Here is a 26,868-nt window from a genome sequence, read left to right on the forward strand (position 1 = left end):
TGGCCGATCAATCCAGCTGGCCCTGGCACAGGTATTTGATGTGCATGTATTCCTGCAGGCCGTGCGTCGAACCTTCGCGACCATAGCCGGAGTCTTTCACGCCGCCAAAGGGCGCCGCTTCGGCCGCCACGGCGCCCTCATTGATGCCGACGATGCCCGACTCCAGTTCATCGGCCAGGCGCCAGATGCGGCGCACGTCGCGAGAGTAGAAGTAGGCGGCCAGACCGAACGGCGTAGCGTTGGCGGCCGCGATCACATCGGCTTCGGAGGAAAAGCGCGTGACCGGTGCAATGGGTCCGAAGGTTTCCTCGCACGAACATTGCATCGCGGCATCCACATGGGTCAATACCGTGGGCGCGTAATAGTAGGCACCGGCCTTGCCCTCGGGCGACAAGCGCTTGCCGCCCACCACGACTCTGGCGCCGCGCTTGACCGCATCCTGGACATGGCGCTCGATCTTGTCCACGGCGCGGGCGTTGATCATGGGACCGATCTGCGAGGCCGGATCGGTCGCCGGGCCGACGACCAGGGCGCCGACACGGGCGGCCAGCTTCTGGACGAACTCATCGTGCACGGCGTCCTGCACGTAGATGCGGTTGGGGCACACGCAGGTCTGCCCGCCATTGCGGAACTTGGCGGACATCAGCCCGTCGACCGCGGCGTCGATGTCGGCGTCGTCAAAGACGATAAAGGGCGCGTTGCCGCCCAGCTCCAGCGACAGCTTCTTGAGCGTGTCGGCCGAGCGGCGGGCCAGGTGCTTGCCCACCGGGGTGGAGCCGGTGAAGGTGATCTTGCGCACGCGCGCATCGTCCAACCACACGTCCACGACTTCGCCGGCCCGCTCGCGCGAGGCCGTGACGATGTTGAGCACGCCGGGCGGCACGCCGGCCTGTTCGGCCAGCTTGACCAGGGCCAGCGAAGTCAGCGGCGTATCCTCGGCCGGCTTGCAGACCACGGTGCAGCCGGCGGCCAGGGCCGGGGCGATCTTGCGGGCGATCATGGCGGCCGGGAAATTCCAGGGCGTGACGGCGGCGATCACGCCCACCGGCTCGCGCAGGGCGAACATGCGCCGGCCCGGCACCGGCGCGGGGATGATCTGGCCGTCGGCGCGCGTGGCTTCCTCGGCAAACCATTCCACATAGCTCGCGGCGTAGAGCACTTCGCCCTTGCCTTCGGCCAGGGGCTTGCCCTGCTCGCTGGAGATCAGGCGGCCCAGATCCTCGATCTGCGCGACGATCAGGTCGTTCCAGCGCTTGATGATCTGCGCGCGCTGCTTGGCGGGCACTTTGCGCCAGGTCTTGAAGGCCGCATGCGCTGCTTGCAGCGCGGCGCGTGCATCGGCCGCGCCGCTATCGGGCACCTGGGCGAAGACCTCGCCGGTGGCCGGGTCCGAAACTGGAAACAGACGTTCGTCGTGGGCGGCGACCCAGCGGCCGTCTATGCAGTTGAGGCCGGGCAGCAGTTCGGAATTCTGAAAAGTAAAATGCATGATGCGCAAACCCTGCAAAAGATGGAAAGAAAGGGACGCGTCCTCGCGTCGGCCCGCAAACCCAGGTCCGCGGATCAGGAAAGCATGTCCTTGAGTTTGAAATACAGCCCGACGGCGGGCAGGAACCAGGGCGGTCCCACGTGGCCGGGAATAGCAGGCCAGTCGCGGCCTCGCCATGGATTGGCATCGGCATCGCCTGCCAGGACGCGAGACATGATCTGGCCCATGTGGACGGACATCTGGGTGCCATGTCCGCTATAGCCCATGGCGTAATAGACGCCGTCGCGCTCGCCCGCATGCGGCAGGCGATCCTGCGTCATATCCACCAGGCCGCCCCAGCAGTAGTCGATGGCCACATCGGCCAATTGCGGAAAGACTTGCATCAGCCCCTGGCGCAGGATGGCGCCGCTCTTGGCGTCGGACTGCGGACTGGAGACGGCGAAACGCGCGCGGCCGCCGAAAATCAACCGATCATCGGGGGAAAGACGAAAGTAGTAGTGCAGATTGCCCGTCGTGACGTAGGTGCGCCGCCCTGCGAGCAGCGCCTGCGCCCGCGCGCGGCCCAGCGGCTCGGTCGCGACGATGAAACTGCCTATGGGGACAATCCGCCTGCGTATCCAACCCAGGCTGCCGTAGCTTCCGTGGCGGCTGATGCCGGTTGCCAGCAGAACCTGATCGGCCTGCACCACACCGGATGGCGTGTGCAGACGGTGTGCGTGCCCCGACCCGATGCGCTCCAGGCGCTGCAGCGGGGTATTGAGATAGATGCGGGCGCCATGCCGCTGCGCGGCCTGCGCCAAGCCCAAGGCGAAGCGGCCCATGTGCATCTGGGCGCTTTTTTTATAGAGCAGACCGCCATGAAAGGCATCGCTGTCGACCTCGGCCCGCACACGGGCGGCATCGAGCATCTCGATATCGGGATCCACACCGTCGCGCAGGAGTTGCTCGCAACTGCGCGATAGCGCGTCGTAATGTGCCGCCCGCGTGGCCAACTTGAGCTTTCCATGCCGCACGAAATCGCATTCGATGGCTTCCTGTCGTATCACCGATTCGACCGTATCCACGGCGGCATCGTAGGTCTGGTACCAGGCTCGCGCCTGAACAGTCCCGACGCGGGCGGCAAGCCCCGCGTAATCCACCGCCAAACCGTTGTTGACATGCCCGCCGTTGCGCCCCGAGGCTTGCGCCGCCACATCGTCGCAGGCCTCCAGCACGGCAACGTTGGCGCCGCGCCGCGCCAACGCCAACGCCGCGGAGAGACCGCAGAATCCGCCCCCGACAACAGCCACATCCACCTTGCCCGCCGGCGCCTGCGCCTGTCCGCGGTAACCGGGAAGGTCTTGCTTCCAAAGCGTGTCGAGTTTCATGGGGCGAAAATTTTTCTCAGTGAATTTTGATGTGATGCAAGACAAGAAATTGAAGCACGCCAGGCCGAGGATTTTGTCGCGTATTGGGCATTGCCCGCATGCAAGAAATACTCTTTGCTCACCTTGTTTCGGCATGGCCTGCCGGACCTGCGCCCGGACCCGTGCCGGCGGTCATATACTCCGACAAAAACAAACCGTGTTAAACCTTTGCTTTTGCCCGCGCACGCGATCTTTCCTACCATGCTCCCCGCCCTGAAACTCGATAGGCTCGATCTGCGCATCCTCGCCCAATTGCAGAGAAACGGACGCATGACCAACGTCGATCTGGCCGATGCGGTGGGCCTTTCCGCCAGCCCCTGCCTGAGCCGGGTAAAGCGGCTCGAACAGGCCGGCTACATAGACGGCTACAGCGCGCGGATCCGCATGGAAATGCTGGGAGACACGCTCACGGTCTTCACCCAGGTCACGCTTACCGATCATCACCGGGAAGATTTCACGCGCTTCGAGAAGGCGGTACGCGACATCGATGAAATCATCGAGTGCCATCTAGTGAGCGGCGGCTACGACTATCTTCTCAAGGTGGTGACCCGCGGCGTGAATCAATACCAGGTATTGATGGAGGACCTGCTCGAACGCGATGTCGGCATCGAGAAATACTTCAGCTTTATCGTCATCAAATCGCCTTTCATCAAGACGCATTACCCGATCGAAAAGCTGTTCCCCGCCGAACCGTCCTGATATCAGCCCGCGAAAAATTCCGAGAGCCGGTCAAGAGAAGATGACATAGACCTTGCGCAAGGTCTCTTGAATGTTCCATATGCCGCGCGTATTGGCAGGAAAGAACAGCGTATCGCCGGCGCGGATTTCGCGCGGCTCGCCGCCTTCGGGCGTAAAGCTGCACGCGCCCGTCAGGATATGCATGACTTCCGCGCCGGCAACCTGGCGCCTGGACTGGCCGGGCGTGCATTCCCAGACGCCCATGCTACTGCCGCCGGCGCCCTCCAGGTCGACCGGCAGGTCGCGGGTACGGCAGGGTATTGCGCTCAATGACGAGGCGAGATCCCCCAGGTCTTGCAAGTCGCTGATCGTTGCAGATTGGGAAAGAATGGTGATGGGCATGGATAGACTCGAAAAGTAAGGACAGATCGAAAAGCGGCGAGGGATACACAGGTCAATAGGATCCGAGCGTGGATCCATCTGAATGAATTCATAGAGGCGCCGCGGACCCCGTTGTTCACATCATCCCGGGACGATTCAACTGCGTACCGTCCACCAGGCGTGAATAGCGATACGGGAAAGGATCGACAACCGGTTCTGCCTCGGTTGCCAAGTCCGCAGCCAGCCAGCCGGCTCCCGGGCCGAGGCCGAAGCCATGGCCGCTGAACCCGGCCGCGACGACCAGTCCGGGGCACGCATCAACGGTTGAGATCACGGGAACCGTGTCGGGCGTGCTGTCGATCAGGCCGCCCCAGGCCCGCGCCACCTGTAGCGAGGCGAGCATGGGAAACTCGGCGCGCAGCCCCGCGATGGCCTCACGCATCAGGCCCGGATCCGGATCCGGATCCATGACCCGGATCAATTCAAAGGGAGACGTCTCGTCCTCGTGCCAGCGATGCAGCGCCTGCGGTCCTCGCAGGAACGAACGTCCCATGCGTATCTTCAGAAGCGGCAGGCGGTTCTTGAAGGGCTTCCAGAAATCGGCGATATAGCGGATCACTTGGGGTGTGATTTCCAGGCGCCCCCTGCTGGAAATCGCCAGCGTATACGTGCCGTCCGGGCGCGGACGGGCGCACAGGGACGGCGTATAGATGCCCTCCTCGAATGCCTTGGGCCCGGCCGTGGTGTGCATGGCCGTGCCCGTGACCATGGCCATGGGCAGATCTATGTCGTGATGGCGGCAGAAAAGCGAAGTCCAGGCGCCACCGGCAACGATCACCCGGTCGCAGGCGATGCGACCATGTTCCGTCCAGACGCCGGCAACGCGTCCGGCTTGCCTATCCAGGCCGCGAACCGCGCACCGCTGATGCACGTAGGCGCCCAGCCGGCCCGCGGCCGCCGCGATGGCCGGCGCCGCCAATGCGGGTTCGGCATGGCCGTCGTCGGGCGACTGCAGACCACCCAGCCATGCACCGGACAAAGACGGCAGCTTCTGGCCGATCTGGGAGCCGCTGAGCATGGTGCTGCGCACACCGTATTCACGCGCTTTCGTGATCCACGCGTCCCAGGTATCGAGTTCGGACTGCTTGCGGGTTGCATACACCAGGCCGGCCCGCCGAAAGCCCAGGTCTTCGCCGGTTTCCTGCGCCAGGACATCCAGGCGGCGCAGGCTGTGAAGCACCAGCGGCAGTTCGCGGAAATCGCGATTCTGCTGGCGGCACCAGCCCCAGTTGCGGCTGGACTGTTCAGCGCCCACGGCGCCTTTTTCCAGCAAGGCCACGGACACCCCGCGCCGTGCCAGCTCATAGGCGGCCGACACGCCGACGATGCCCGCACCGACGACGACGACATCGACCTGAGAAGGAAAATTGGGACTGTTAGGTACGGCTTTGACAGGAGGAGACATTCGGATCGATTCTTTTCTTGAATTTCAAACAAACGCTAGCCCGCGCACTGCGGGCGTCAGGCCATCGCCTGGGTGATCAGGCCGTACGCACGCATCTGCGCGTCCTGGGCAAGCCCCGGACCGCGCACCATGCGTGTCACCGTGTCGACCTTGAGCAAACCCGACGCAACAAGCCAATGGCCCAGTTCCTCTTCAAACGGCGTATCCAAGCGGATGAATGCGCCCGCGCGGATTGCGAGCCAATGCGCGATCAGGGCCTTGGCCAGTCCGGTATCGGATGCCACCACCGGGCCGATCAACTCGCCCCTGCCGAAATCGCGCAAGAACGAAAATCCGACGGGCACGCCGCCGCATTCGGCGATCACGCCTTTGCCGACGTCCAGCAATGCCCTGAGCGCGGCCCGGCGCGACATGCCCGAGGCGCGGAAATCGAGCGTGTGCAGCGTGTCCAGGTCGGCCAGGGTCGCCGGGCGCAGGACGCATCCGGCCGAAACAGGGGCTGACACGGCAACGGAGGCACCTTGATGCTGGCAAATAGTTATTACCGTCTCGAAGCCTTGACGGGCATATACGCCCGCGCCGTCAGGCGTGGCATGCAGCAACGCCGTAGGGGCGGTGGAGGCGGCCAGCAGGTCGGCCACCAGCCGACTGGCGATCTGGCGGCCGCGATGCGTCGCCGATACGATGATCAGGCCCATCGTGACGCACGTTTCGAAGTCCCAGTTCATGGCGACACCGATCAATCGCTCGCCGTCGAGCGCCACTTCGCCCTGCCCCAAATCGAGGGCGAAACGCCAGTCCTGCAGGCGATGTGGCCATTTGACTGCCTGGGAGAGTTCCCAGGCCGGCTCCAGGTCTTCCTGCCGCATGGGCCGAAACACCAAACCCGCCCACGCGGCGTCACGCGCGGGCTCAACTGTTGATTGCGTCATCCTTGTTTCCTCTTTCATCGCGCACGTTCGTCGATACGCCGGCAGGCTTCTTCCAGCCAGCCCAGCCGCAGTTCCGGTACGGAATCGACCAGCAGATTGGTATAAGGCGCGCGGGGTTGAATCGACAGTTCGCCGGGCCTGCAAGCATCTACCTTGCGGCCCTGCAGGAGCACGGTGATGTCGTCGCAGATGGCGCGCACCGTGGAAATATCGTGGCTGATGAAGACATACGACATGTCCAGATCGCGCCGCAGCTCCACCAGCAGATCCAGGATCGCCGCACCCACCACCGTATCCAGCGCTGAAGTCACTTCGTCGCAGATGATGAGCTCGGGTTCGGCCGCCAGGGCACGGGCCAGATTGATGCGCTGCTTCTGGCCGCCCGAGAGTTCGGCCGGACGCCGCCGTGCCATGGCCGCGGGCAGCTTGACCATGTCCAGCAGCGCGGCGACCCTGCGGGGGATTTCCCTGGACGAGCAGCGTTCGAAAACACGCAGCGGCCTGGCGAGAATGTCGCCGATGGTATGCGCCGGATTGAGCACCGTATCGGCGTTCTGGAACACCAGCTGTATGCGCCGATACAGGTCCTTGTCGCGCTGGCGCAGGGTGCCTCCCAGCGTCCTGCCCTTGAATGCGATCGCTCCCTTGGCCGGGGCGAGCAGACCGGCGATCACGTAGGCCAAGGTGGATTTGCCCGATCCCGACTCGCCGATCACACCCATGGTGGCGCCCTTGCGCACGACCAGATCGACCCCTTCGAGGATGCGCAGCGCCGGCATGCCCGATGCGTCCGGCTTGCCGTAACCGGCCGACAAGCCCTCGACACGCAGCACCGGCTCGGTGTCCATCGCGCGTTGTGTGTCGCGCTGCGTCAGGCGCACCGGAGATTCAGCGGCCTGCATGAGATTGCGGGTGTAGGCGTTCTGCGGACTTGCGATAATGGCGCCCACCCCGCCCTGCTCCTGGATCTGGCCATTGCGCAGCACGACGACGCGGTCGGCCATCTGCGCCACGACGGCAAGATCGTGGGAGACATACACGGCACTGATCTGACGCTCTTTGATGGCCTGCTTGAAAGCGCGCAGGACCTCGATCTGCGTGGTCACGTCCAACGCCGTGGTCGGCTCGTCGAACACCACCACCTCGGGGTCGGTCATCAAGGCCATGGCGGCCATCAGGCGCTGCAGCTGCCCGCCCGATACCTGATGCGGGTAGCGCAGGCCCAGGGTTTCCGGCGAGGGTAAGGCCAAGGACCGGAACAAGGCCACGGCTTTGTTCCGTGCCGCCTCGCGGCTCATCAGGCCGTGCGCGCATGCGCCTTCGATTACCTGATCCATGATGGTGCGCGCGGGGTTGAACGAGGCCGATGCGCTCTGCGCCACATAGGCGACGCGCCGCCCGCGCAGGGCGATCAGTTCGCCCGTATCGGCGCCGACCAGGTCCGTCTCGCCTATGCGTATCTGGCCGCCCGAAATGCGGCAGCCGCGACGTACATAGCCCAGCAGGGACAAGGCGATGGTCGTCTTTCCCGACCCGGACTCGCCGATCAGCGCCACCACTTCGCCGGCCTGCACGGAGAAACTCACGTCCTTGACGATCGGGACTTCGTCCGCATCGTCGGTCCTGGCCATGACGCTCAGGTGGGAGACATCGACCAGGCGGCTCATGATTGCTTTTCCTTCGTCTTGACGCGTTTGCGCGAGGTCAGGCTGTCGATCAGAAGATTGGTTCCGATGGTCAGGGTGGCGATGGCCAGGGCCGGCATCACGACCGCGGGGGAGCCGTCGAACAGGCCGGACAGATTTTCCCGAACCAGCGAGCCCCAGTCGGCATAGGGCGGCTGCACGCCCAATCCAAGAAAGCTCAAGGCGCTCAGCATCAGGATGATGTAGACAAAGCGCAGGCCGAAATCGGCCATCATGGGATGAATCATATTGGGCAGGATTTCCCGGCAGGCGATATACCAGCTGCTTTCTCCGCGCATGCGCGCGACCGTCACGTATTCCATCGTGTTCAGGCCCACCGCCTGGGCATGGGCGATGCGGTAGGCGCCGGGCATGTAGGTCACTGCGGCGGTCAGGATCAGGACGGGCAGCGACGATCCGTAGATGGCGATCATCAGCAGGGCGAATATCTTGCTGGGCGTGATCAACAGGATATCGACCAGGCGGCTCACGATCTCGTCGAACCAGCGGCCCATGACCGTGGCCATCAAAGCCAGCAGCGTTCCGCAAGTGCTGGCCAGCACCGCTGCGACCAAGGCCAGTCCGATGGAATAGCGTGCGCCGACCATGATGCGGGTGAGCATGTCGCGCCCGAGGTAGTCGGTTCCCAGCCAATAGGCGCTGCTGAACGGGCCGAAGGTAGCGGCGCTGGAGACGTCTTCCATGCCGTACGGGGCCAGCATGGCGCCGAACACGGCGATGAACAGCCAGAAGACCGAGATGATCAAGCCGAGCCGGCCCGACATGGGCAAGGACAGGAAAAAGCGCCAGAATGCGCGGGGGAAATGCAACAACCGCATCATGATTTGCGCAGCTTCGGATTGAATACGATTGTGAAGATGTCGGCGATCAGAAGCAGAAGCAGAAAGCAGACGCTGAAGAAAAGAACACAGAACTGAACCACAGGTAGGTCGCGGTTGCTGACCGCGTCAACGAACGTGCTGGCCAATCCAGGATAGGAAAAAATCGTCTCCACGATGATCACCCCGCCCAGCAGATAAGACAGGCTCAGCGCCATGGCGTTGGCGACGGGTCCGACCACATTGGGCATGGCGTGAGTAAGCACCACCCGCCGCAGCCTCAAGCCTTTGAGCATGGCCATCTCGATATACGCCGAATCGAGCTGGTTGATGAGCGCCGCGCGGGTCATGCGCACCATTTGCGCCATCACCACGAAGCAAAGCACCATGACCGGCAGGATATAGGCCTTGAGAAAGCCGGTCAGCGTGGATGTATCGGCGCTGAAGGAAAGCGCCGATACCCAGTGCAGCTTTACCGCAAACAGCATGACGGCCAGCGAAGCGACCAGGAATTCCGGCACGGCGACCACGGACATGGTCAAGATGCCCAATACGCGGTCCAGGCGGGAGCCTCGATAAATGGCCGAGACGATGCCGACGATCAACGCAATGGGTACCGAGACCGCGGTCGTCACGGCTGCCAGCGTCAGGGAGTTGACGATCCGATCCCCGACAATGGTCCGCACCGGAACGCCGCTGGCGTAGGAAATGCCGAAATTTCCCGTCGCCAGGCCGGCAAGCCAGCTGAAAAAACGGAACACTACAGGTTGGTCCAGGCCGAACTGCCTGCGCAGCGCCGCCACCGTTTCCGGCGTGGCGGATTGGCCCAGGGCTACCTGGGCCGCGTCGCCGGGAAGCAGGTTGGTCATGAAAAAGATCAGCGCGGACACGGCCAGCAGCGTCAATAAACCGACGCAGATGCGCCGGCCGACCATTTTCAGAACGTAGCGATTCATCACGGCGATTGGCCTCAAGCCTCGAGCCAGACGAACTCGGCGAACCGGTAGCCCATGAGCATGCCCATGGGATTGGATTCCAGCCCCTTGACCCGCCGGTCATAGCCGTCCAGGAAACTGATGAAAGCCGGGACGATCGTGCCGCAATGCTCGGCGATCAGGACTTGCATGTCGCCGTACATCTTCTTGCGTTTTGCATCGTCCGTTTCGCCGCGCGAGGCCACCAGAAGCTGATCGAACTGTGCATTCTTCCAGCCTGACTCGTTCCATCGCGCGGACGAGTAGTAGAACTGGGAGAACAGCATGTCCAGCGTCGGCCGCGGATTGATCGAGCCGTAGGACATGGGATGCTTCATCCAGTGCTGCGACCAGTAGCCGTCGTACGGCACGCGGCGCACATTGAGCTTCAAGCCGACCTGGTTGCCGGCCTGCTGCAGCAGTTGGGCTCCTTCCACCGACCCATCGATCGGCTCCGAACAGACCAGGTCGCCGCCCAGGCCCTGCAGCTTGCCCTTCTTGACATGGAACTTGGCGCGCTCCAGATCGTAGGGGCGCTGCGGCAGGTTGGCGGCGTAGTAAGGATGCCAGGGCGGCACGGGATGGTCGTTGGCAACGGTACCGTAGCCATGCAGCGCGGTCTTGACGATCTGCTCGCGCGGCTGCAGGTAGCGCATCGCGTCGACGAAATCGGCATTGTTGCCGGGAGCCTGGTCCACGCGCACGATCAAATCGGTATACATGCCGCTCTTGGTTTCCAGAATGGCATGCTTTTTCGATTGCTTGAGCCGGACAGCGTCGCTGGGCTGAACCGAGGCGACCAGTTGCAGGTCGCCGGCGAGCAGCCCATTCAGGCGCGCCGAGGCGTCGGTCAGCCCGAGCAGCTCGACCTCGTCCAGGTAAGGCTTTCCGGGCTTCCAGAAGTTGGGGTTGCGCACGCCCACCGTGCTGCGCGCGGGCGTGAACGACTTGCATTTGAACGGGCCCGTGCCGATGCCCTTGCTGAAATCCTTGGTTCCGTCCTGCACGATGAGAAAGGGCGAAGTGCCCAGGATCGAGGGAAGATCGACGTTGGGGGCCACCAGCACGATCTGCACCGTATGCGCATCGACGGCATTGATCTGGGCGAACTGATCTGCCAGCACTTTTGCCTGCGAGCCGGTTTCAGGCAGCTTATGGCGCGCCAGCGAAAACACCACGTCCTGGGCGGTCAGCGCCTTGCCATCGTGAAACGTCACGCCCTTGCGCAGCCGGAAGGTCCAGGTGATGCCATCCGGGCTGTCAAAGGATTCGGCCAGCGCGGGCTCGGCACGCATCTTGGCGCTCAGTTCCGTCAAGCCGCTGTAGAACATGAATTGGCGGATATAGTCGCCGGAGTTCGAACCCTTGGCCGGGTCCAGCGTGTCGGATACCGACGAATTGGCGGACGCCGCGCGCAGCTTGCCGCCGCGCTTGGGCATGGGCGCGGCTTGCGCGCTGGATATATCGCCCAGCACCAGCAGACCCGAGGCAGTGGAGGCAACGGCGCCCACGCCCATCATCTTGAGAATATCGCGACGCTTAACCGTGAAATTCGATGTCATGCTCATCTCCTTCAGAGAAATTGGCCATGCCCGGGCCGCCGGGACACCATGCCCCGCAAATCCCGCAATCGATAAAAACTTCCTTGACTCCCTTCATAGACCCACCACGGCGGCCAAGCCGCCGATATCGGGTATTTCCGTATAGCCGTAGTACGGCGCCCCCGAGGGTTCGTGCCCGCGGGCCACGAAAACCTTGTTCTTGATGCCCATGTCATGGGCAGTCATCAGGTCGTAGCGGAAGCTGGACGAGACATGCAGGATGTCTTGCGGCCCGCAGCCCAACTGATCGAACATGTACTCGAAGGCCTTCATGTGCGGCTTGTAGGCCTGAGCCTGCTCGGCCGTGTAAACGGCGTGAAACGGGACGCCAATTCGCGCGATGTTGTGGGAAATCTGCACGTTCATCGAATTTGTCAGTCCCACCAAGGGGAACTCTTTAGCGACCTTGGCCAGACCGGCCGTGACGTCGGGATGCGGCCCCCAGTTCGGCACCTGGTCATAGATGATCTTGCCGTCGCCCTCGCGATACGCCACGCCGCAGCGCTTGCAGGTTCGACGGATGGCATTGTCGACCACGTTGAAGTAAGGCTTCCAGTCGTCGAGCACTTCGTCCAGGCGATACGCCGAGAACACGCTGATGAATTCATCCATCTTGCCGGCTGGGACGCGATCGGCGTACAGCTTGTTGGCCGCGTTCGCCATTTCAAAGTAGATCAGCGTGCCTTGGACATCGAAAGTGATGTATTTGGGCTTGAAACTCGCCATTTTTCGCCTCGGGAAAAGTTGATTGCGGGCCGTGGCGGCCCAGGTCAGAAATCGATGAGCACGCTCTTGTAGCGAAGGTTGGATTCGAAAGCCTGGCGGCCCAGATCCTTGCCTATACCCGAGCCCTTGAAGCCGCCCGTCGGAATAATGAAATCGCCCGTCCGGCCAAAGCGGTTGACCCAAACAGTGCCCGCCGCCAGTCTGCGGGTGGCGCGCATGGCCCGGCCCAGATCCTGGGTATGCACGCAGGCGGCAAGTCCATAGGTCGGATGATCGGCCAGCGCCAGGCCTTGCTCTTCTTCGTCGAAAACCTGGACCGTCAGTACCGGGCCGAAGATTTCCTCGCGCACTGCCAGCATGCCGTCGTCGACGCCGGTAAGAACGGTCGGACGGTAGAAATAGCCGCCCAACTCGTGTTCGAAGAATCCGCCGCCGCAATAGGCCGCGGCGCCGCAGGCCAGGCTGTCGCGCACCGCCGCGTCGACCTTCATGGCCTGGCGCTCGTTGATGAGCGGCGCATAGCGGGTCGCTTCGCGCCAGGTCAGACCGGGGCGCACAGACGCCACCATGGCCGCGATCTTCTCGAGCAGTTGTTCGGCAATACCGCGCTGCACGATCAGGCGCGATCCCGACACGCAGGCTTGCCCGGCATTGGACGTAAAGCCGCGGACAACGCGATCGGCCAGCGTATCCAGATCGCCGGCATCGGCATAGACCAGCTGCGGACTCTTGCCGCCCAACTCCAGCGTCACCGGCTTCATACCATGATGCGCGGCGTCGGTCATAACGGCCGCCCCGGTCAGCGTCGACCCGGTGAACGAGACCTTGCGTATCAACGGATGCTTCACCAAGGCTGACCCGGCGACTGCACCGCGCCCCTGGATCACATTGAAGACGCCGGCCGGCACCCCGGCCTGCACCGCCAGCTCGGCAAACCGCACCGTCGAAAACGGTGTCAGCTCAGACGGCTTGAGTACGATGGCATTTCCCGCCGCCAACGCCGGACCGCATTTCCAGGAAGCCATCGACAGGGGGAAATTCCAGGGCGCAATCGCCCCTACTACGCCATAAGGTTCGGTCAGTATCAGACCCAGGCTGTCGCGTCGCGTAGGCACGGCGTCACCGCCAAACTTGTCGGCACACTCGGCAAAGAAACGTATGCACTCCGCCGAGAAAGGGACTTCATGCGAAAAGCTGTCACGTATCGGCCGGGTGGAGCCCACCGACTCCAGGCGCGCCAGTTCTCCCGCGTGGGTATCGATCAAATCCGCCCAGCGGCGCAGGACGCGGCCGCGCTCGCGCGGCGGCCGATGCCCCCAACCGCTCTCCTGCCAGGCCTGCTGCGCATTGCTTACCGCCTCGTCGACGATTTCGGCGCTCGCGTCCGGAACAAAGGCCAGCAGCTTGCCATCGGAAGGCCGCCGCACCTCAAGCGACGGGCCGCCCTGTGCGGACTTTCCGCCTATGAAGTGACCTGGGGGAAGGGCTACGTCTTCCGGTTCAAAATCCAGCATTTCGACTGCGCCTAAGGTTTTTGCTGTTCCGGGGTGTTTTCAAGCACCCAACAAACAAGATATTGAAATTATTTTCAATCCTAGGATTGAGACTAATGGCTGTCAATACTTACTCGGGTAAGTCCCACCCCTGTATTTCCTTCTGAAGGCCCGCGTCGCGCCAGCTGAATCTGACATCGAAGCTTGATGCAATATATTAAAAATGGTCTTGCCTTCGGGAGCGGCCACCATGGCCCATGGGGGCCGGCGGCAAGGCCGGGACCGGATACCGGACCTCACCCAGCCTGCTGGATAGCTTTCCCCAGGACGCCTTTGAAAGCCTGGAGGAATTGGTCCACATGGTCGTTGGTACAAACCAACGGCGGCCGGATCTTCAGAGTGTCCTCGTTGGCGCCGGTCGAACTGATGAGAACGCCGTCCTCACGCATCAGATTCACGACATTGAGCGTGATGGACCGCCGCTTCGCGCAATCGTCTTGCGGCCGCCCAAGATCGACACCGAAAAACAGGCCCGCGTTTCGAATCGCGCGGATACCCTGCGATTTCCCCGCGAGTTCAATCAGACCCGCTTTCATATATTCACTGACGGCAAGCGCGTGCTGCGGGACGCGTTCGCGCTGCAGGACCGTCAACACCGCATCAGCTGCCGCGATGCCCACAGTGTTGCCGGCGAATGTATTGGAATAGCGGGCAGTTGCGCCAAAGCGGTCCATAGCCCACTTACGGCCGACTACGGCGCCGATCGGAAAGCCGTTGCCCATCGGCTTGCCGAGCGTCACCAGATCGGGGACCACGCCATGCCGCTCGAAACCCCACATGTGCGCGCCTGTGCGTCCGAATCCCGGCTGCACCTCATCGGAGATCACGAGGCCGTTGAATTGCCGAACCGCTGCGACCGCCCCTGCGATGAAGCCGGGCGGATCGACCCAGACGCCGTCGCTTGAGAAAATACTGTCGAAAAGCAGCGCGGCGACACCTATGCCGCGTCGGTTTAAATCCGTGATTGCAGCGCGTACCTGCGCTTCGAAAAAAGCCGCGGCCTGCGCCTGCGGTACTCCCGCAGGCCCGGGCAGCGCAACCATGCGAACCGAGGGACTGAGCTTGACCGCATCACCCAGGTTCGGCGACACCGCAGCGACAGCGGCGCTTGTGCCGTGATAGGCATAGGTGGAAACAATCACGCCCTCGTTGCCGCTTGCCAGCCTGGCGATGCGCAACGCCAAATCGTTGGATTCGCTGCCGGTACAGGTGAAAACAACGCGGTTCAGTTCCCCTGGAAAAGTCGCCACCAGGTTTTCCGCATAATCGACAAGCCTGGGCTCGAGATATCGGGTGTTCGCACTGATCCGACCGGCCTGTTCGGCCATCGCGGCGTTCACTTCGGGGTGGCAATGGCCCAGGGAAGGCACATTATTGTAGAAGTCGAGATAGGGCTTTCCGTCAGGGTCGAACAGCCACATGCCCTCCCCTCTGACGAAGTGCACGGGCTTGCGATACTGCAGCCTGTATGACGATCCTAACACCTCGTCGCGCCTGGCAATGAGTTCCGCTTCACGGGCAGGCAGTACCGCTTCCCCCGGGACGTAGCGATTGGGCATTAAATCTGTCGACATAGATCACCTGATTGATAAAAGCAGGATGGATGACAAGCCGCGTGCAGCGCGCGAGTCCTCGGCTTGAAAATCATTCGCCTGATTGGACATCGCCTAGCGCCTCTCGACGGATATCGCGGCGCGGACCGCCGCCTGCTGCGCTTGCTCGGACAGCGAATTCAGGATGGCCAGACCACGCTCCGCGCGCGCGACGCTCTTTTTGATATAGGCCGCGTCGGCCGGAAAAAGATGGGCGCGCCAGTAGTTAATGAGTATCAGCGCGCTTTGTCTCGCCTTCATCAACCCCACCAGCAGTCGCGCCTCGATGCGCGATAGCGGCAGGACGCTGGCGTAGCCGGCAATGAGATCTTGCGCACCGCCAAGCTCTCGCTCCGGGTCGCGCACAAAATGGCTCGCGGCGATAGCCAGGTCCTGAATTCGCGGCCCCCAGCAACCGTCACCAAAATCGATGAAGGCAACGCCGGTCTTATCGACGAACGTATTGAACGGGCTCGGATCGTTATGCACGAGCTGCCACGCCACGTCCCGCAGCTGGGGTTCGATGACTTCCTCGTAGTTCTTTAATGCGAGACGAACGGCATCGGCAATACCCCCAGGCGGAAGATATCTTTCAAACTCCACGAGAGCGGGCCAGCAGCCGACCTGCCAGAGGACCGGCCGCAGCATCGAGGGAACCGCATCCAGGCTGGCGAGCGCCAGATCCAACCGCGCCAGCGCCTGGCCCGCGCGAAAAAGCACATCGGGCGCCGGGGCCGTTTCGTGCAGGGAACTGCCGCCGACGCGCGTTTGCAGATACCCACAGCAATGGCCTTGTTTGAACAGCAAGGCTCCGCTGGTCGTGCGCTGAACATGGGGCGCGCCAAAGCCTTGCGCACCGACCAATGCCGCAAGCACGCAAGCTTGAAAACCGAAGCTTTCCAAGGCTCCAGGATGGGACGATGTCTTGAAAATGAGCTGCCGGCCATCCGCCAGCACGACGCTCGCCGTGTGCTCGATTTCCGAGGAAAGCGCCTTGATCGCGCCATGCAGCCCATAGTGGCGCCCAAGCAGCTCGGCCAAGACGCCCTCCTGAACCGCGTCGGGCTTGGCCGCCAGCGCGGCTGCCGCGTCCCGGAAATACTGCCTGCCGGAAGTTTTCCGAAGCACGGCGTCTGCCTCGCCTGCGGCCGGAGCACCGTCGACGAGCGGCTGGCGGGAATCCGCCGACATCGCATTGTCACAAGAGTTCAATCTTGGAATTCCTTTCACCGGGCCCCGGCAGGCAGGCCAACGCAACGCATGGGCCTTGTTTTCTCACCACGTCGGCAATAAAGGCGCAGGTAATTAACACTATATTAAAAATTCAGGCGACAACCCTCGACTGTCAGAGGTGAACAACGGAAGATTTGGTATTCATGATCCACAACACCTGGGCAGGCTTTTCGCAGGCATTCTCAACCCAGTGCAACAGCAGGCTGTTGAATTGAAAGCTGTCCCCCACCCCAAGCCGCTCGGTGGATTCACCCACGGTCAGATCGATCTCGCCCTCGAGCACCACACCAGCCTTCTCTCCAGGGCCGGTAAGGATATCCACCGACTTCGTGTGCGGCGGAAATGAAATGAGCATGAACTTGATGTCGTAATCGCCGTGCGGCGAAAGCAACTCTTTTTGCAGCCCGCCCTTGCCCACCGAGAAATGCGGCCTGTCCTTGACGCGGCGCACGAACTCGGGAGGCATTTCATTCACGACCGGATATCCCTCGTCTCCTTCGAGCAGGGTGGTCAGCGGTATTCCCAATGCCTCGCGCAAGCGCTCCAGCGTGCGTACGGACGGATTGGAAAGACTGCGCTCGATCTGGCTGATCATGCCGACGGACACGCCCGACTTGTCGGCCAATTGCACCAGCGATAGATCCGCCGCACGGCGCAAATCGCGCAGCCTGGCCCCCAGCGGCGGCGCATTTCGGGATGAAGGTGCCGCACGCCGGCGCTGCACAGCCGATTTGCGGGCAGGGGAAGCATCTTTCGTTTTTGTTTGCATTCTATTGATCCGATCCATGGCGATTTTCAATATTCTGACATATTCTGCTGAAAAAGCACCCATTGAATGCCTGTTTTCGTGTCGACCCTGGGCCTGTGCGGAATTTTCCACTTCCACTTCCAAGGCAATTCCTGGCCAATTGCGCTTTGGGCGCGTCTTATAATTCGCGGCCATGGACTCCCTGCCCCGTTCACACTTCACGCGCAGCCGGACCGCCTGGCTTGGCCTGCTGGCCATGTGCATGGTGGTTTTCGCGCCGCTGGTCAGCCAGTCGCTGATGGCCTTGCGCATGGGACAGGCGCGGATACAGGCCATCGAACACCAGCTCTGCTCGGCCGACAGTCAGGACGCGGCGGCCATGCGCCCGCATACCGGCCATACGGGCACGCAAGACGGTCCGATGTCCGCCTGCGGCTACTGCAACTTCCTGGCCGGCCATGCCGCCCTGCCCGTCATCCCGGCGGCGGCGCTGGCGCTCGTTCTGCTCATGCGCATCGCGTCGGTGGCCATGCCGGCGCAGCGCCATATCGCCTGCTCAGCCTTTCCTTCGGGCCGTCCCCGGGGTCCGCCTGTTTTTCCTCGTCTAACCGCGTAAGTCGCCGCGCCTGGCGCAGGGCGCCTGATCATGCCGCGCGCATATCCGGTGCGACCGAATGGAATTGACCTAGGAGAAAACAATGAAACAAGCAATTATGCTGGCGGGCCTGCTCGCCCTGCCCGCCGCCGCGGCGTATGCCCAGGGCGGCGGCATGCCCGGTATGTCCCCAAGCGCAACGATGCACGATATGGCGCCCAGCCAGGCAAGCGCTGCTCCCGAAAATGTATCGATACAGGGCTGCTGGATCCGGCTGCTGCCCGGCGGTGCGCCTTCGGCCGGCTACTTCACGGTCGAGAATTCGGGAAACGAGCCTGTTTCCCTCGTGGGCGTGCATACCGATGCATTCGGTATGGCCATGCTGCACCAGACCCGCAAGGACAGCAAAGGGATGATGGGCATGTCACCCGTGAGCGATGTGCCGGTGCCGCCCAAAGGGCGGCTCGCTTTCGCGCCCGGCGGCTATCACGTCATGCTGGAAAAACCGACCAGACCGCTACACGCCGGCGACAAAGTCGCGCTGACGCTGCGCTTGGGCGGCAACCGGATGCTGAGGACTCAGTGCGAAGCCCGCTCGCCCGCCTCCGCCGCGAAATGACGCCGCGCTGATTTGCGGCGCGGCGTCCTGCTCCCAGGGTGCCGCGCCGGACTCGGCGCTTTGCGCGTTCTCGCCCCCTTTCCCAAGGGAAATCCGCATGGACATGCTCGGCATGTACCCGACTTTCTACGTCCCTGGCATCGGCACGGCCTGGGTCATGGGCATCATCGGCACCATCCACGTCGTGGCCTCCCATACGTCGGTGGGCGCGTCTTTTCTGTTCGCGCTGCTCGAGACCCGCGCCTATCGCGACAACAAGCCGCAGCTGATGGACTTCATCCAGCGCTACGGCCTGTTCCTGCTGATTTTTTCCTATGTGATCGGCTCGATTACCGGGCCCGGTATCTGGTACTCCATCACAGTGGCCAGCCCGCGCGGCGTGGGCGCCCTGATCCACAACTTCGTCTGGGTCTGGGCCGCGGAATGGGTGTTCTTCACCGTCGAGGTGATCGGCGTCTACGCGCTGGTGTACCTGATCGGCAAGGTGGACGCCCGCACGCACCTGAAGCTCACGTGGTCGTTCGCGCTGGCGTCATGGACCACCATGCTACTGATCGTCGGCATCCTGTCGTTCATGATGGGGCCGGGCAACGCCGCATGGTATCGCACGGGATCGGCCAGCGACGCCTTCTTTAGTTCCAATTGCTTTGCCCAGCTCGGCATGCGCACCGGCCTGATGTTCGTGATGGCGAGCGTGGTCGGCCTGATCGTCGCCAGCCGCCTGCGCGATGCCGACCTGCAGCGCAGCGTCGTGCGGCTGCTGGCGCAGGTCGGGCTGGCCGGCGGCCTGCTCATGGCGCTGATGTCATTTTTCTACGTCCGCACGCTGCCGCGCAGCGCCATCCTGTTGCTCGATTTTCGCCTGTTGCCGGCTTATGCCCGGGACATGGCGGCCGTGCTCGCCGTCACGGCGCTGTGGCTGCTCTTCGCATGGTGCAGGCCCGGCCGCGTCTATACCTCACTGGCCACGGCCTTGTTCGTCTTTGTCGCCATTGCGGGAGTCTGGCCAGAAGAGCGCATGCGCGAGTCGCTGCGCAAGCCTTATGTCGCGGGCCGGTATATCTATGGCAACCAGATCATCGCCCGGGACGTTCCCGGCAAGGGCATCGAGGAGGAAGTGGACCGAATCGCCCGCGACGGGTTACTCAAGCTGCACCCTTTCGTTCCCGAGCGCCTGCGCACGGTCAACGACGGCAATCGGCTCGAAGTGGGACAACTGCTGGCCAAGATGACCTGTGCGAACTGCCATGCCCTGGAACCCGGCGCGCCCCTGCGCAATCTGCCGGACCAATTCCACCGGGCAACCGACGAGGACTTGATCGCGGCTTATCTGCGCGGCCCGCTCAAGCACGGCACCCAGCCCTATATGCCGCGCATCGCCTTGCCCGAGGACGAGATCGAGGCGCTCGCGCATTACCTGGCCGTGGACGACAGCGGCCAGGATGTCGACCGCCTGATTGCCCGCGAAAGACGATCGCGCCGCCTGCTGGATGGAAAGGAGTAAGGAGATGGCCGATATCGGAACCATCATGAACACGATGCGCGATCCCGCCGGAGTGCCGGGGCATCCCGTCCTGTTCCAGGCCCTGATGGTCATCACCTGGACGCTGCACATCGCCTTCGTGAACCTGACGCTGGGCGCCTCGGGGCTGGCCATCTACGCCTTTCACCGGCGCGGCAAACCCCATTGGGCGCGCCTGTCCATCGTCCTGACCCAGGTCGCCAAGGTCGGCGTGTCGCTGCTCATCGTGCTCGGCGTGGCGCCCCTGCTTTTCACGCAGGTCATCTACGACCCGCAGTGGTATGCGTCCAACGTACTTTCGGGCCGCTGGGCTATCGCATTCATTCTCACGCTCATCGTGGCGTATTGCTGCTGGTTCGCCTTCTACTACGCCAACCGCGAAGGCGCGAAAAGGCATATCGGCCTGTATGCCTGGTCCGCGTTCGCGCTGTTCTGTCTGGACGGCCTGATCATGCACGCGCTTTCGTACCAGGAACTGCTGCCCGGACAGTGGATGCGCTGGTACGCCCCCGGCGGCGTGGTCGACACGCGCGGGGCCGCCCTGCACGCCATCCAGTGGCCGCGCTATATCTTCATCATGAGCCTGGGGCTGCCGGCAGTGGGCGTCTTCCTGATCGCCTATGCGCGCTACTTCGAGCCGCGCGAGGATCATGGACCACAGTATCTGGGCTTTGCGCGGACGCTGGGCAAGCGCCTGGCCTCGCGCGGGTTCGCCATCGCGCTGGCACCGATGCTGGCATGGCAGTTCGTCCAGCCCGCCGCATCCGGACTGGCCTGGCACCCGGTCGGTTGGACCCTGGCCGCCGCCCTGCTCGCCATGAGCCTCTGGACGGCACGCCTGCGCGCGGCCACGCACGGCTACCTGCCCGCGGCGGCCGGCCTTGCCGTGCTGGCCCTGCTCGCACTCTGGCGCGAGGTCATCCGGGTGGTGTCCCTGGCGCGCTACGGCTATGAGATCGGCAACTACCCCATGCACCCGGACTGGCCGTCAACGTTGCTGTTTTTTGCCACGCTCATTGGCGTGGGTGGGCTGGTCGGCGGGTTCTATCTCGTCCTGCTCTACCGCTGCGGCCGGGTCCAGGGACATTACACCGCTGACAAGAGCGTCGCGCGACTGGGTAGCGCGGCCGTTGCCATCCTGGGCCTGTGGATCGCCGTTTTCTTCATCTATGGAATTGCCGTATGGGTTCGCAACAGCATCATCTAGCCTGGCACCATTTCACCCGAGCGGCGATGCGCGGCGCACTGCTGGCCTTGCTGTTGACCGCACCCGGTGTCCATGCCCAACCATCGGACGCAAGCGCCGTCGAGATCGCCGCGGGCAGACAGCGGGCCGCGGTCTGTTTTGCCTGCCACAACGCCAACGGCATCTCGCGCATGCCGGGCACGCCCAGCCTGGCCGGGCAAGACCGCAGCTATCTGGAAAATGCCTTGCGGGACTATCGCGGCGGCCAGGACCGCAAGAACCCCATCATGAACGCCATGGCCCAACCCTTGTCGGACCAGGATATCGCCAATATCGCGGCTTACTTCAGCTCGCTGCCCCGCTCGGGCGCCGAGCGCCCACAGCGATAGGGCGGACGATTCAAGCGCCTTATCCTCGCAGCGGCCGGAAGAAAGCGCGGATATCCTGAGCCAGCGCTTGCGGCTGCTCCATCGCCGCAAAATGACCGCCCCTGGGCATCGCGGTCCATCGCTGCACATTGAAAACGCGTTCGACCCAGGAGCGCGGAGGCATCGGCAGTTCGCGGGGAAACGCGGCCACGCCCAAGGCGGGGACGACGCGTTCGGATGCCTCGAAAGTCAGCGGCTGCAGCCAGTTCTCCTTATAGATACGGAACGAAGCATCGAGCATGCGGCCAAACCAATAGAGGGAGACCTGGGTCAGCAATTCTTCCATCGGAAAGACGCGTTCGACGTCGCCGCCGCAATCGCTCCACGCTCGGAATTTCTCCACGATCCAGGCGGCCAGGCCTATCGGCGAATCCGTCATCGCATAGGCCAGAGTCTGCGGCTTGGTTCCCTGCTGGGCCGCATAGGCGCCTTCCCTCCCCGCCCAGGCCGCCACCGCGTCCAGATACGTCTGTTCCTGCGTCGTCACCGGCGGCAGTCCGGGGCCCAGCGGCGGCCGGTAGCTGCCCGGGATATAGTTGATGTGCGCCCCGATAATCTGCGCCGGAAAGCGGCGAGCCAGCCAGGCCGAGACGCTCGCGCCGATATCCCCGCCCTGTGCACCGAAGCGCTCGTAGCCCAGTTCGTTCATCAGCTTGAGCCATAGCTGGGCAACGTGCCGCGCGCCGATGCCCGGCCCCTTGGGCGGCGCGGAAAAACCGAAGCCGGGCAAGGACGGCACGACGATGTGGAAAGCATCGATCGGATCGCCGCCATGGGCTGCCGGATCGGCCAGCAACGGGATGACGCGCTCCATCTCTATGAAGGAACCGGGCCACCCATGCGTGAGCACCAGGGGCATCGGCGCCGGCCCCGTGCCGGGCTGGTGGATGAAATGGATATCGAGCCCGTCGATGCGTGCCAGGTATTGCGGCAGACGGTTCAGCCGAGCCTCCTGGGTACGCCAATCGAAGCGATTCGACCAATGGTCATGCAACCGCCGGATGAAATGCAGGCTCGCGCCGTCGTCCCACTTTTGCGCATCCAAAGCCGCCGGCAGGCGCGTGGCGCGCAGGCGCCGGATCAGGTCCTCGATATCCTCGCCCGGAATGTCGATCTTGAAATCGCGCAGGTTCATTTTCCGTGTCGGGCCTATTTGTGTTTTTTTGCAGATCGGATGGGCTTTTTAATGCCTATCCTGTGTATAACCGAATACCTATACTCGCACGAAAATCGCCAATAACAAGGCGCGCATCCGCGCCAGGGAGACAACGATGACAAGCTTCTCGCCTTCCGCGCAGGCTTTCCTCGGCGCGCGCGACCTGCTGCTGCGCCTGCGCACCGACTACGATCGCGCCTATCGCGAATTTTCCTGGCCCGAGGTCGGCACATTCAACTGGGCGCTGGATTACTTCGACGTCATGGCGCGGGGCAACGACAAGCCCGCGCTGTGGATCGTCGACGATGCGGCCGGCGCCGGCACGACATTCACCTTTGCGCAGATGGCCGAGCGCTCTTCGCGCATGGCCAATTTTTTGAGGGAACAAGGCGTCGGGCGCGGCGACCGCCTGTTGCTCATGCTGCCCAACCGTGTCGAGCTCTGGGACGTGATGCTTGCCGCGATGAAGCTGGGCGCCATCGTGCTGCCCGCGACAACGCAACTATCGCCCGATGACGTGCGCGAGCGGGTGCAGACGGGCGGCGTCGCTTACGTCGTCGTCGACGCGGCCGAACTCGCTAAATTCGATGCGCTCGATGCCGCGGTCAAGCGCATCGCGGTCGGCGCGCAGCCGGGCGGCGCGCCGGGCTGGATCGACCTGGGCCGCGCCTACGATGCAAGCGCCTCGTTCACGCCTGACGCCCCGACGCAAGCGACCGATACACTGCTGCTGTACTTCACCTCGGGCACGACGTCCAAGCCCAAGCTCGTCGAGCACACGCATCAGAGCTATCCGATCGGGCATCTTTCGACGATGTACTGGATCGGGCTGCAGCCGGGCGATGTGCACTGGAACATCAGTTCGCCGGGCTGGGCCAAGCATGCGTGGAGCTGCTTTTTCGCGCCCTGGAATGCCCAGGCCTGCGTGTTCATCTACAACTATGGCCGCTTCGTGCCGAAAGACACGCTGGACGTGCTCGTTCGCTGCGAGGTCACTACGCTGTGCGCGCCGCCAACCGTCTGGCGCATGCTGGTGCAGGAGCCGCTGGCGTCGTACCCGGTAAAGCTGCGCGAGCTCGTCGGCGCGGGCGAGCCGCTCAACCCCGAGATCATCGAGCGCGTGCGGCATGCCTGGAACATCACGATCCGCGACGGCTACGGCCAGACCGAGACCACCTGTCAGATCGGCAACTCGCCGGGCCAGCCGGTGGTTGCCGGATCGATGGGGCGTGCGCTGCCCGGATACCGCGTCGAACTGGTCGACGCGGACGACCGTCCGGCCGGCGAGGGCGAGATCGCCCTGCCGCTCGCCCATCGCCCGCTCGGCCTGATGAGCGGCTACGCCAATAGCGCGCAGGGAACCGAGCACGCCATGCGCAACGGTTTCTATCACACGTCGGACGTCGCGCTGCGCCGCGACGACGGCTATCTCGTCTACGTCGGTCGATCGGACGATGTGTTCAAGTCGTCCGACTACCGGCTCAGCCCGTTCGAGCTGGAGAGCGTCTTGATCGAGCACGAGGCGATCGCGGAAGCGGCCGTCGTGCCCAGTCCCGATCCGCTGCGCCTATCGGTGCCCAAGGCTTTTGTCATCGTGCGCCAAGGCTACGAGGCCGGCCCCGATCTCGCACGCGAGGTATTTCGCTTCTCGCGCGAGAAGCTCGCGCCGTACAAGCGGATCCGGCGGCTCCAGTTCAGCGAGCTGCCCAAGACCATTTCGGGCAAGATCCGCCGCGTCGAGCTGCGCCGCCGGGAAATGGAACGCGACACAGGCACACCGCGGCTTGCCGGCGAATACTGGGAAGAAGATTTCCCCGATCTGCGCTGAGCCCCGCAAGCGGGCGGCGGGCGTGGTCGGCCCGCAACAGCGTTGCGACGCCCGCGGCGCGAGAGGTTGACCGCTCTGACGCGCCAGGAATAACATTTACTTCGTTTGAACAACGGGGTTGCCCCAATGGACTCTTGCCCTAGTCGATCTTCGATCTAAACAGCGGAATTCGCGGCACGAGTCTATTCTCCTACCGCCGTTCCGCTGAAAAGCGGGACGGTGCGTCAAGCAAAGCAGGCCGGTTTTTCCTCCTGCCCTCTCTTCGCCCTCGTGGCGGACATTGATCACCTCCCATTGCCTTACCGGAAAAGGTAGCGTTCGCTGCGCCCGCGCGTGACGCATGCTGCCTGCCGTGCGCGGTTCCCGGTCGTCGCGCCACATGGCCGATGCCGCGTTGCCACGCCGTCCGGATTTCCGTCGCACCGGCGGCGGCCCGCGGCCGTCCGTCCATTCAAGGAGGTCCTCAATGACCTATCAAAACGTATCCACAATCGAGGCGGCCGAAGCGGCCGGCGCCGGCGCCGTGATCGACAGCGCCCATATCGGCGACATCCGCGGCGCGTTCGGCACCATCGCCCAGCACGATACCGACCCGCGAACCACCTGGTGGGCGCGGCTGCGCACCCTGCTGGCCATCCTGGGACCCGGCCTGATCGTCATGGTCGGCGACAACGATGCCGGTGCCTTCGGCACCTACACCCAGGCCGGACAGAATTACGGCACGTCCCTGCTGTGGACCATGCTGCTCCTGGTTCCCGTGCTCTACGTCAACCAGGAAATGGTGCTGCGCCTGGGCGCCGTCACTGGCGTGGGCCATGCCCGCCTGATCTTCGAGCGCTTCGGCAAGTTCTGGGGCGCCTTCAGCGTGGTGGACTTGTTCCTGCTCAATGCCCTGACCATCGTGACCGAGTTCATCGGCATCGTCTTCGTGCTCGACTACTTCGGGATCTCCAAGATCCTGGGCGTCTGCATCGCCGGCGTCCTGACGATGGCCGCGGTGAGCACCGGCAGTTTCCGGCGGTTCGAGCGCTTCGCGATCCTGCTTTGCCTGGGCAGCCTGCTGCTGGTACCGGTCCTGGTGACCATTCATCCGCCGGTCAGCCAGATCGCCCGCGATTTCTTCATTCCCAACTGGCCCAGGCAAGGCAAGCTTTCCGACGTCATGCTGCTGGTCATCGCCATCGTCGGTACCACCGTGGCACCCTGGCAGCTGTTCTTCCAGCAAAGCTACATCATCGATAAGCGCATCACGCCGCGCTTCATGAAATACGAGAAAGCGGACCTGTGGATCGGCATCGCCTTCGTGGTGATCGGCGCAGTGGCCATGATCGCCTTCTGCGCGCAACTGTATGCCGGCACGCCGCAGGCCGGTCATTTCACCGATGCCGGCGGGGTGATCGCCGGCCTGGACAAGTATGCGGGCCACACCGCGGCCACGCTGTTCGCAATCGCCCTGTTCGACGCCGCCATCATCGGCGCGGCGGCCGTATCGCTGTCCACGGCCTATGCGATCGGCGACGTGTTCAAGATTCGCCACTCCCTGCACCGCGGCGTCACCGATGCCAAGGGCTTTTATCTGGTCTATGTCTTGTTGATTGCCGCGGCGGGCGCCCTGGTGGTGTGTTCGAGCGACGCCTTCCTCGGCTATCTGACCAATGCCGTGCAGGCTCTGGCAGGCGTGCTGCTGCCCAGCGCGACGGTGTTCCTGCTGCTGCTTTGCAATGACAAAGCGGTGCTCGGCCCCTGGAGCAACGGCAGGAAGCTGAACCTGTTCACCGGCGCGGTCGTCTGGGTGCTGGTCATGCTCTCGGTCATCCTGACCATGGCGACGGTGCTTCCGGATCTGAGCGGCGCGGCGATTCTGGAAATTCTCGGCGGCGGCACGACCCTGGGCATCGCCGGATATCTCCTGACCAGGCTGGTCCTGCCGCCGCGCAAGCCGAAGGACAGCGCAAGTGACCCTGCGGCCCAGCCGCGGCAAGCCCAGAAAGCCGGCTGGCGCATGCCGGCCCTGGACCAGTTGCCCGCGCCGGAACTCTCGCTGCCCAACCGGGTCTGGATGGGCGTGCTGCGCGGCTATCTGGCGCTTGCCGTCATATTGATCGTGTACAAGATCATCGCCGCGGCCGTGATCACTTCCTAAGGCTTGGAAATAGGCGCCTGCCAGATAGCGCGAGATTTGGTCCGGCGGGCGCCCGGCATCCTGCTTGATCTACCGCTGTATCGCCGCCA

General features: G+C 63.4%; 23 protein-coding genes. 8 read left to right on the forward strand and 15 right to left on the reverse strand.

All coding sequences use genetic code 11. The features are described 5' to 3' along the window. Positions 1–7 precede the first annotated feature (7 nt). Both H143_RS0104770 and H143_RS0104775 read right to left on the reverse strand, forming a co-directional pair. The gene (locus tag H143_RS0104770) at positions 8–1,489 is read right to left on the reverse strand and encodes an NAD-dependent succinate-semialdehyde dehydrogenase (protein ID WP_026349725.1); all 1,482 of its coding nucleotides are present in this window, start codon (positions 1,487–1,489) and stop codon (positions 8–10) included. 74 nt (positions 1,490–1,563) lie between these two features. Next, positions 1,564–2,856 carry an FAD-binding oxidoreductase gene (locus tag H143_RS0104775; RefSeq protein ID WP_019937091.1) on the reverse strand — a complete coding sequence of 431 codons (1,293 nt, stop codon included), beginning with the start codon at positions 2,854–2,856 and terminating at the stop codon, positions 1,564–1,566. 240 nt (positions 2,857–3,096) lie between these two features. On the opposite strand from H143_RS0104775, the gene H143_RS0104780 reads away from it, so the two are divergent. Continuing rightward, positions 3,097–3,594 (forward strand): Lrp/AsnC family transcriptional regulator, encoded by a 498-nt coding sequence (locus H143_RS0104780; protein WP_026349726.1) that lies wholly within the window; start codon positions 3,097–3,099, stop codon positions 3,592–3,594. A gap of 30 nt (positions 3,595–3,624) precedes the next feature. Here the strand turns inward: H143_RS0104780 and H143_RS0104785 are convergent, their stop codons facing one another. From H143_RS0104785 to H143_RS0104840, 12 genes are all read right to left on the reverse strand, one after another. Next, positions 3,625–3,975 carry a cupin domain-containing protein gene (locus H143_RS0104785; protein ID WP_019937093.1) on the reverse strand — a complete coding sequence of 117 codons (351 nt, stop codon included), beginning with the start codon at positions 3,973–3,975 and terminating at the stop codon, positions 3,625–3,627. A 115-nt stretch (positions 3,976–4,090) separates the two neighbouring features. Continuing rightward, positions 4,091–5,419 carry an FAD-binding oxidoreductase gene (locus tag H143_RS0104790; protein ID WP_019937094.1) on the reverse strand — a complete coding sequence of 443 codons (1,329 nt, stop codon included), beginning with the start codon at positions 5,417–5,419 and terminating at the stop codon, positions 4,091–4,093. 56 nt (positions 5,420–5,475) lie between these two features. Continuing rightward, a complete protein-coding gene (locus H143_RS0104795) occupies positions 5,476–6,351 on the reverse strand; it encodes a GNAT family N-acetyltransferase (protein ID WP_019937095.1) in 876 nt (291 codons plus the stop codon). 14 nt (positions 6,352–6,365) lie between these two features. Further along, complete coding sequence (locus tag H143_RS0104800) at positions 6,366–8,018, reverse strand: ABC transporter ATP-binding protein (RefSeq protein WP_019937096.1); 1,653 nt, start codon at positions 8,016–8,018, stop codon at positions 6,366–6,368. Beyond that, positions 8,015–8,875, reverse strand: a complete 861-nt coding sequence (locus tag H143_RS0104805; RefSeq protein WP_019937097.1) for an ABC transporter permease — start codon at positions 8,873–8,875, stop codon at positions 8,015–8,017. The genes H143_RS0104800 and H143_RS0104805 overlap by 4 nt, the downstream gene beginning before the upstream one ends. After that, positions 8,875–9,831 carry an ABC transporter permease gene (locus H143_RS0104810; RefSeq protein ID WP_019937098.1) on the reverse strand — a complete coding sequence of 319 codons (957 nt, stop codon included), beginning with the start codon at positions 9,829–9,831 and terminating at the stop codon, positions 8,875–8,877. Before H143_RS0104810 ends, H143_RS0104805 begins: the two co-directional genes overlap by 1 nt. A gap of 14 nt (positions 9,832–9,845) precedes the next feature. Then, positions 9,846–11,411, reverse strand: a complete 1,566-nt coding sequence (locus H143_RS0104815; protein WP_019937099.1) for an ABC transporter substrate-binding protein — start codon at positions 11,409–11,411, stop codon at positions 9,846–9,848. Positions 11,412–11,504: 93 nt separating this feature from the next. Next, on the reverse strand, positions 11,505–12,176 hold the full coding sequence (locus H143_RS0104820; protein ID WP_019937100.1) for a haloacid dehalogenase type II: 672 nt from the start codon (positions 12,174–12,176) through the stop codon (positions 11,505–11,507). Positions 12,177–12,220: 44 nt separating this feature from the next. Beyond that, a complete protein-coding gene (locus H143_RS0104825) occupies positions 12,221–13,690 on the reverse strand; it encodes an aldehyde dehydrogenase (RefSeq protein WP_019937101.1) in 1,470 nt (489 codons plus the stop codon). A gap of 275 nt (positions 13,691–13,965) precedes the next feature. Then, complete coding sequence (locus H143_RS0104830; protein ID WP_019937102.1) at positions 13,966–15,288, reverse strand: aspartate aminotransferase family protein; 1,323 nt, start codon at positions 15,286–15,288, stop codon at positions 13,966–13,968. A 108-nt stretch (positions 15,289–15,396) separates the two neighbouring features. Next, complete coding sequence (locus tag H143_RS0104835; protein WP_019937103.1) at positions 15,397–16,512, reverse strand: phosphotransferase enzyme family protein; 1,116 nt, start codon at positions 16,510–16,512, stop codon at positions 15,397–15,399. Positions 16,513–16,666: 154 nt separating this feature from the next. Next, positions 16,667–17,440: a helix-turn-helix domain-containing protein gene (locus H143_RS0104840; protein WP_231378547.1), complete on the reverse strand. Its 774-nt coding sequence runs from the start codon at positions 17,438–17,440 to the stop codon at positions 16,667–16,669. 55 nt (positions 17,441–17,495) lie between these two features. On the opposite strand from H143_RS0104840, the gene H143_RS19960 reads away from it, so the two are divergent. From H143_RS19960 to H143_RS0104865, 5 genes are all read left to right on the forward strand, one after another. Then, on the forward strand, positions 17,496–17,918 hold the full coding sequence (locus tag H143_RS19960; protein WP_019937105.1) for a DUF2946 domain-containing protein: 423 nt from the start codon (positions 17,496–17,498) through the stop codon (positions 17,916–17,918). An 82-nt stretch (positions 17,919–18,000) separates the two neighbouring features. Further along, entirely contained in the window at positions 18,001–18,516 is a 516-nt protein-coding gene (locus H143_RS0104850) for a copper chaperone PCu(A)C (RefSeq protein WP_155803327.1), read from the forward strand. A 97-nt stretch (positions 18,517–18,613) separates the two neighbouring features. Then, positions 18,614–20,020: a cytochrome c gene (locus H143_RS0104855; protein WP_019937107.1), complete on the forward strand. Its 1,407-nt coding sequence runs from the start codon at positions 18,614–18,616 to the stop codon at positions 20,018–20,020. 4 nt (positions 20,021–20,024) lie between these two features. Further along, on the forward strand, positions 20,025–21,245 hold the full coding sequence (locus tag H143_RS0104860) for a hypothetical protein (protein ID WP_019937108.1): 1,221 nt from the start codon (positions 20,025–20,027) through the stop codon (positions 21,243–21,245). Further along, complete coding sequence (locus tag H143_RS0104865) at positions 21,221–21,613, forward strand: cytochrome c (RefSeq protein WP_019937109.1); 393 nt, start codon at positions 21,221–21,223, stop codon at positions 21,611–21,613. Before H143_RS0104860 ends, H143_RS0104865 begins: the two co-directional genes overlap by 25 nt. A 19-nt stretch (positions 21,614–21,632) precedes the next feature. Here H143_RS0104865 and H143_RS0104870 read toward each other — a convergent pair whose 3' ends face one another. Further along, entirely contained in the window at positions 21,633–22,787 is a 1,155-nt protein-coding gene (locus H143_RS0104870; protein WP_019937110.1) for an epoxide hydrolase family protein, read from the reverse strand. 136 nt (positions 22,788–22,923) lie between these two features. On the opposite strand from H143_RS0104870, the gene H143_RS0104875 reads away from it, so the two are divergent. Then, complete coding sequence (locus H143_RS0104875) at positions 22,924–24,636, forward strand: AMP-binding protein (RefSeq protein WP_019937111.1); 1,713 nt, start codon at positions 22,924–22,926, stop codon at positions 24,634–24,636. A 466-nt stretch (positions 24,637–25,102) separates the two neighbouring features. After that, positions 25,103–26,779, forward strand: a complete 1,677-nt coding sequence (locus H143_RS0104880) for an NRAMP family divalent metal transporter (protein WP_019937112.1) — start codon at positions 25,103–25,105, stop codon at positions 26,777–26,779. Positions 26,780–26,868: the final 89 nt, after the last annotated feature.

It is taken from the genome of Bordetella sp. FB-8, from assembly GCF_000382185.1.
GTDB lineage: Bacteria > Pseudomonadota > Gammaproteobacteria > Burkholderiales > Burkholderiaceae_B > Bordetella.